This window comes from Vogesella indigofera (genome assembly GCF_003633895.1).
GTDB lineage: Bacteria > Pseudomonadota > Gammaproteobacteria > Burkholderiales > Chromobacteriaceae > Vogesella > Vogesella indigofera.
The window spans coordinates 292,455-299,089 of record NZ_RBID01000014.1 but is presented as its reverse complement, the minus strand read 5'-3'; the positions used below and the strand labels follow the sequence as shown (position 1 = coordinate 299,089).

The 6,635-nt window shown below is 61.9% G+C and carries 5 protein-coding genes; 1 reads left to right on the top strand and 4 read right to left on the bottom strand.

The window, feature by feature from the left end; all coding sequences use genetic code 11:
- Positions 1–639: 639 nt before the first annotated feature.
- Entirely contained in the window at positions 640–1,530 is an 891-nt protein-coding gene (locus tag C8E02_RS09590) for a LysR family transcriptional regulator (RefSeq protein WP_120810580.1), read from the top strand.
- A 159-nt stretch (positions 1,531–1,689) separates the two neighbouring features.
- Here C8E02_RS09590 and sucD read toward each other — a convergent pair whose 3' ends face one another.
- From sucD to odhB, 4 genes are all read right to left on the bottom strand, one after another.
- Positions 1,690–2,574: a succinate--CoA ligase subunit alpha gene (gene sucD, locus C8E02_RS09585; RefSeq protein WP_047966798.1), complete on the bottom strand. Its 885-nt coding sequence runs from the start codon at positions 2,572–2,574 to the stop codon at positions 1,690–1,692.
- 27 nt (positions 2,575–2,601) lie between these two features.
- Entirely contained in the window at positions 2,602–3,771 is a 1,170-nt protein-coding gene (gene sucC, locus C8E02_RS09580) for an ADP-forming succinate--CoA ligase subunit beta (RefSeq protein ID WP_047966799.1), read from the bottom strand.
- 115 nt (positions 3,772–3,886) lie between these two features.
- Complete coding sequence (gene lpdA, locus C8E02_RS09575; RefSeq protein WP_120810579.1) at positions 3,887–5,320, bottom strand: dihydrolipoyl dehydrogenase; 1,434 nt, start codon at positions 5,318–5,320, stop codon at positions 3,887–3,889.
- A gap of 81 nt (positions 5,321–5,401) precedes the next feature.
- A complete protein-coding gene (odhB, locus tag C8E02_RS09570) occupies positions 5,402–6,613 on the bottom strand; it encodes a 2-oxoglutarate dehydrogenase complex dihydrolipoyllysine-residue succinyltransferase (protein ID WP_120810578.1) in 1,212 nt (403 codons plus the stop codon).
- Positions 6,614–6,635 lie beyond the last annotated feature (22 nt).

Genomic DNA, 6,635 nt, shown 5'->3' with positions numbered 1-6,635 from the left:
CGCTCGTAAGGGGAATCCAAGGAATAAACCTCGTACACAATCCCCGGATGTACGAGGCATCAGTCAATTCTGATTCAGCACTCGGCTGATGCCTTTCAGCGGTATCGCTACCACCGATCACAACCTGTCACTGGCGGTGCGAGTCGGGAGGAGAATCCGTTCTGCAGCCTGGGTGCCAGCGGTCGGTTGTCGTTACGAGCCACAACACAACACAGAGAGTGAGTGCAGTATAAGCAGGCCCTAGACATTCCGGAAATGAATTAAAATTATCAAAATCATTCCAATACAGAATCAACCAACGGCGGGCAAAAAAATAGCCGGCTAAGTAGCCGGCCTAACATGCTCGTAAGGGGAATCCAAGGAATAAACCTCGTACACAATCCCCGGATGTACGAGGCATCAGTCAATTCTGATTCAGCACTCGGCTGATGCCTTTCAGCGGTATCGCTACCACCGATCACAACCTGTCACTGGCGGCGCGAGTCGGGAGGAGAATCCGTTCTGCAGCCTGGGTGCCAGCGGTCGGTTGTCGTTACGAGCCACAACACAACACAGAGAGTGATTGCAGTATAGGTAGCCGCCGTTCATTCTGGAAATGAATTAAAATTATCAAATCAATTCCATTAAGGCATAGTCAAGATGGACATCAAGGCGCTGCGTTACTTTACCGAGCTGGTGCGCCAGCAGAACTTTACCCGCGCCGCCGAGGCGCTGTTTGTCACCCAGCCCACCATCAGCAAGATGGTGAAACAGCTGGAGGACGAGATCGGCAGCCCGCTGCTGATCCGCGAAGGCAAGAGCTTCCACCTCACCGACGCCGGCCGCGTGGTCTACCAGCGCGGCCAGGACGTGCTGGCGGCACAGCTGCGCCTCAACAGCCAGCTGGCGGAACTGGCGGAGCTGGCGCGCGGCGAGCTGGTGGTCGGCCTGCCGCCGATGACCGGCGGTGCCTTTTTCGCGCCGGTGGTTGGCGCCTTCCGCGACCGCTATCCCAATGTCGAGCTGAAGATGGTGGAAGACGGCGCCCGCGCCATCGAAAGCAGCGTGCGCAACGGCCTGCTGGAAATCGGCGCCGCGGTGCTGCCGGTGGACAACACCGTGTTCGAAAGCCTGAGCCTGGTACGCGACCGGTTGTGCCTAATCGCGCCCACCGGCAGCCCGTGGCACGGCATGGACAGCGTCACCCTGCTCGACATCGCCGACCGGCCGCTGGTGTTCTATCCGGAGGACTTCTCGCTCAGCGCGCGCATCACCGACGCCTTCCGCCTGCTCGGCAAGAGCGTGCACATCGCCGGGCGCAGCGCGCACTGGGACTTCATCGCCGCGATGGTGGAGGCGCGGCTCGGCATCGCGCTGCTGCCGGAAGTGGTCGCCAGTCACCTGGAGCCGCACCGCTTCGACGTGGTGCCGGTCGACGAGGAACGCATCATGTGGCACATCGGCCTGATCTGGAAGAAGGACAGCTACCTGTCGCACGCCGCCCGCGCCTGGATCACGCTGACCCGCGAAATCCTGCTGCCGGGACACTGAGCAGCGCACCGCAGCACCAGCTTGGCCGCAAGCAATGCGGCCAACCTTGCCGCCGTACCACGCCCGCGCGGCACCATCGCCGCCACGCCACTTCCTCCACACCATGAAAAACGCCACCGCGAACGGTGGCGTTGTGCTTGGATCAGGCAGTCTTGCGACTTAGATCATGCCCTTGCTTTTCAGCAGTTCGAACATGGTCTTGCCGATTTCGGCCGGGCTGCGAGTGTAGGCGATGCCTGCCTGCTCGAAAGCCTTGAACTTCTCTTCGGCAGTACCCTTGCCGCCGGAGATGATGGCGCCAGCGTGGCCCATGCGCTTGCCTTTCGGGGCAGTCACACCGGCGATGTAACCAACAACCGGCTTGGTCACGTACTGCTTGGCGAATTCGGCCGCTTCTTCTTCCGCGGAGCCGCCGATTTCACCGATCATCACGATAGCGTCGGTATCCGGATCGTCCTGGAACAGTTTCAGCGCGTCGATGTGGCTGGTGCCCGGGATCGGGTCGCCGCCGATACCGATGCAGGTCGACTGGCCCAGACCCAGCGCGGTGGTTTGTGCCACGGCTTCGTAGGTCAGGGTGCCGGAACGGGACACGATACCGATACGGCCCGGGTTGTGGATGTGCCACGGCATGATGCCGATCTTGCACTCACCCGGGGTGATGATACCTGGGCAGTTAGGGCCGATCAGGCGGATGCCGGCTTCGTCGACGGCTTTCTTCACGTACAGCATGTCCAGGGTCGGCACGCCTTCGGTGATGCACACGATCAGCTTCACGCCGGAATCGATGGCTTCCAGGATGGAATCCTTGGCGAAAGCTGCCGGTACGTAGATTACCGAGGCATCGGCCTGGGTCTGGCGTACGGCGTCCTTCATGGTGTTGAACACCGGCAGGCCCAGATGCTCGGAACCGCCCTTGCCCGGGGTCACGCCACCGACAACCTTGGTGCCGACTTTCAGCGCCTGTTCGGCATGGAAAGTACCGTTCTTGCCGGTGAAGCCTTGCACCAGCACTTTCGTATCTTTGTTTACCAATACGCTCATTTTGAAATCCTTATGCGGTGCAGGTGATTAAAGCGCGGCAACGGCAGCAACGATCTTCTCGGCTGCGTCGTTCAGGCCCTGGGCGGATACCAGCTTCAGGCCGGAGTCGTCCAGGATCTTGGCGCCCAGTTCAGCGTTGTTGCCTTCCAGGCGCACAACGACTGGAACGGTCACGTTCACTTCTTTGACAGCAGCGATAATCGCTTCGGCGATCATGTCGCAACGAACGATACCGCCGAAGATGTTGATCAGCACGCCCTTGACCGAGGTATCGGCCAGGATCAGCTTGAACGCTTCGATCACGCGCTCTTTGGTCGCGCCGCCGCCCACGTCCAGGAAGTTGGCCGGCTGGCCGCCTTTCAGCTTGATGATGTCCATGGTGGCCATCGCCAGACCGGCGCCGTTCACCATGCAGCCGATGTTGCCTTCCAGTGCCACGTAGTTCAGGTCGAACTCGGAAGCTTTCACTTCGCGCTCGTTTTCCTGCGACTTGTCGCGCTGGGCCAGCAGCTCAGGGTGACGGTACAGGGCGTTGGAGTCGAGGTTGATCTTGCCGTCGACGCAAGCCAGTTCGCCGTTTTCACGCAGTGCCAGCGGGTTTACTTCGAACAGTGCGAAATCGTTGGACACGAACGCGTCGTAAGCGCCCAGCATCAGCTTGGTGAATTCACCGATCTGCTTGCCGGACAGGCCCAGGGCGAACGCGCAATCACGTGCCTGGAACGGCTGCATGCCGACCAGCGGATCCACTTCCACCTTGATGATTTTTTCCGGAGTTTCTTCCGCTACTTTTTCGATTTCCACGCCGCCTTCGGTGGAAACCATGAACACCACGCGCTGGGAGCCACGGTCAACCACGGCGCCCAGGTACAGTTCGCGCTGTACCGGGTACATGTCTTCGCATACCAGTACGCTGTGAACTGGCTGGCCAGCGGCGTCAGTCTGGTAGGTCACCAGATTGGTACCGATCAGGCTCTTGGCAACTTCAGCGGCTTCTTCGCGGCTTTTCACCACTTTCACGCCACCGGCCTTGCCACGGCCACCGGCGTGGACCTGGGCCTTAACAACGGCAAATTTGCCGCCCAGAGTGTCGTAAGCAGCAGCGGCTTCTTCTGGCGAGTTCGCCAGAATGCCCTTTTGCACCGGCAAGCCGTATTTGGCCAGCAGCTCTTTCGCTTGGTATTCGTGCAGGTTCATTGAGTTTCCTTTCGGGTGGATAGTTGGCAGGCCTTGCGGCCAACCTTGCTATGCCTGTGATTCTGCGATTGTACCGCCCGCGGCGCGGGCGGTCTTGTTTAATCGTGTAGCGTGCTTAGCCGTGCAGTGCGCGCTTGTCGGCAGCCAGCGCCGCCTCGTGCACCACTTCGGACAGCGACGGATGGGCGTGGACAATGCGCGCCAGGTCTTCGCTGGCGGCCTTGAACTCCATCGACACCACGCCTTCGGTGACCAGCTCGGACACCATCGGGCCGATCATGTGCAGGCCGAGGATGCGGTCGGTCTTGGCGCAGGCCAAGAGCTTGACGGTGCCCTGTGCCTGACCCAGACCCAGCGCGCGACCGTTGGCCGCAAAGCCGGAAGTGCCCTTCTTGTACTCGATGCCTTCGGCCTTGAGCTGCTCTTCGGTCTTGCCGACCCAGGCGATTTCCGGCGAGGTGTAGATCACCCACGGAATCACGCCGAAATCGACGTGCGGCTTCTGGCCGGCGATACGCTCGGCCACGGCCACGCCCTCTTCCGACGCCTTGTGCGCCAGCATCGGGCCACGCACCACGTCGCCAATCGCCCATACGTTCGGCAGGTTGGTCAGGCAGTGGTCATCGACCACCACGAAACCGCGCTCGTCCAGCTGCAGGCCGACGGTTTCGGCGCCCAGACCGGCAGTGTGCGGCAGGCGGCCGATGGACACGATCAGCTTGTCGAACTCGGCCTTCACGGCTTCGCCGTTCAGCTCGTAGTTGACGGTCACGCCCTTGTCGCCCTTGACGATCTCGCCGATCTTCACGCCCAGCTTGATGTCGAGACCGGTATCCTTGGTCAGCGTCTTGAACGCTTCCTTGGCGATCTGCTGGTCGGCAGCGGCGAGGAAGGTCGGCATCGCTTCGAGGATGGTGACGTCGGCGCCGAGGCGCTTCCATACCGAACCCATTTCCAGACCGATCACGCCGGCACCGATCACGCCCAGGCGGGCCGGCACTTCGCTCAGCGCCAGCGCGCCTTCGTTGTCCAGCACCAGCTGGTTGTCGGTCGGCAGACCCGGCAGCTGACGCGGGCTGGAGCCGGTGGCGACGATCACGTGGGTGGCTTCCAGGGTGTCGACCACGGCACCGTTGTCGGTCACTTCAATGACCCACTTCTCGCCCTGGCGGCCCTTGAGGCTACCCAGACCGTGCACGTTGGCAACCTTGTTCTTCTTGAACAGGAAGGCGATGCCACCGGCGTTCTTAGTGATGATGTCGTTCTTGCGCGCCAGCATCTTGGCTACATCCATCTGGGCGCCGTCGACGCTGATGCCGTGCTTCTGGAAGTCGTGCTGTACCGCGTGGAAGTTTTCCGACGACTGCAGCAGTGCCTTGGACGGAATGCAACCGACGTTCAGGCAGGTGCCACCCAGCGAAGGCTTGCCTTCCGGGTTCTTGGTGGCGTCTACGCAAGCGGTGCTGAAACCCAGCTGGGCAGCACGGATGGCAGCGACGTAGCCGCCTGGGCCACCGCCGATTACCACCACGTCAAACTGTTGACTCATGATTGTTCCTTGTATTCATTGCGGCCAACCCCTCAAGGTTGGCCGCAACCGGGAAAGCGGGACCAACCGTCCCGGACAGGCTTACAGGTCGAGGATCAGGCGGGCCGGATCTTCGATCGCATCCTTGATCGCCACCAGCGACAGCACCGCTTCGCGGCCGTCGATGATGCGGTGGTCGTAGGACTGCGCCAGGTACATCATCGGACGCACGACTACCTGGCCGTTTTCCACTACCGCACGCTCCTTGGTGGCGTGCATGCCGAGGATGGCGGACTGTGGCGGGTTGATGATCGGGGTCGACATCATCGAGCCGAAAGTACCGCCGTTGGAGATGGTGTAGGTACCGCCGGTCAGCTCTTCCACGGTCAGCTTGCCTTCCTGCGCACGCTTGCCGAATTCGGCGATCTGCTTCTCGATGTCGGCCAGCGACAGCTGGTCGGCGTTGCGGATCACCGGCACCACCAGGCCACGCGGGCTGCCAACGGCGACGCCGATGTCGAAGTAGCCGTGGTAGATGATGTCGTTGCCGTCAACCGAGGCGTTCACGATCGGGAATTTCTTCAGCGCGGCCACAGCGGCCTTGACGAAGAAGCCCATAAAGCCCAGCTTCACGCCGTGCTCTTTCTCGAACTTGTCCTTGTACTTGGCGCGCAGGTCCATCAGCGGCTTCATGTTCACTTCGTTGAAAGTGGTCAGAATCGCGTTGGTCTGCTGCGATTGCAGCAGGCGCTCGGCCACGCGCTGGCGCAGGCGGGACATCGCCACGCGCTGCTCCGGACGGCCGGACGCATCGGCGGCAACCGGTGGCAGCGGTGCTACCGGCTTGGCAGCGGCAGGTGCCGGCTTGGCGGCAGCAGCAGCCACGTCTTCTTTCAGGATGCGACCGTCACGACCGGAGCCGGCCACGCCAGCCAGGTCCACGCCGCTTTCGGCAGCCAGCTTGGCAGCCGACGGCATCGCCGCGCCGCCTGGCGCTGCAGCCTGTACCGGTGCTGCGGCAACCGGGGCCGGGGCAGCGGCTGCTGCGGCCGGGGCGGCATCGCCAGCGGTAGCCGCGGTGTCGATGCGGGCGATCAGCTGACCGGAAACCACGGTCGCGCCATCCTGCTCGATGATTTCGACGATCACGCCGGCCAGCGGTGCCGGCAGTTCCAGCACGACCTTGTCGGTCTCCAGATCGATCAGGTTTTCGTCACGGGCAACCGCCTGACCGACACGCTTGTGCCAGGACATCAGGGTGGCTTCGGAAACCGATTCCGGCAACTGCGGCACTTTCACTTCGATAATGGCCATGTTCTTCTCCGTTTTGGGGCGG

Bases quoted from the DNA above. Each gene is read 5' to 3' on its own strand.
- lpdA (WP_120810579.1), bottom strand. From the start codon at position 5,320: ATGAGTCAACAGTTTGACGTGGTGGTAATCGGCGGTGGCCCAGGCGGC.
- sucD (WP_047966798.1), bottom strand. From the start codon at position 2,574: ATGAGCGTATTGGTAAACAAAGATACGAAAGTGCTGGTGCAAGGCTTC.
- odhB (WP_120810578.1), bottom strand. From the start codon at position 6,613: ATGGCCATTATCGAAGTGAAAGTGCCGCAGTTGCCGGAATCGGTTTCC.
- C8E02_RS09590 (WP_120810580.1), top strand. From the start codon at position 640: ATGGACATCAAGGCGCTGCGTTACTTTACCGAGCTGGTGCGCCAGCAG.
- sucC (WP_047966799.1), bottom strand. From the start codon at position 3,771: ATGAACCTGCACGAATACCAAGCGAAAGAGCTGCTGGCCAAATACGGC.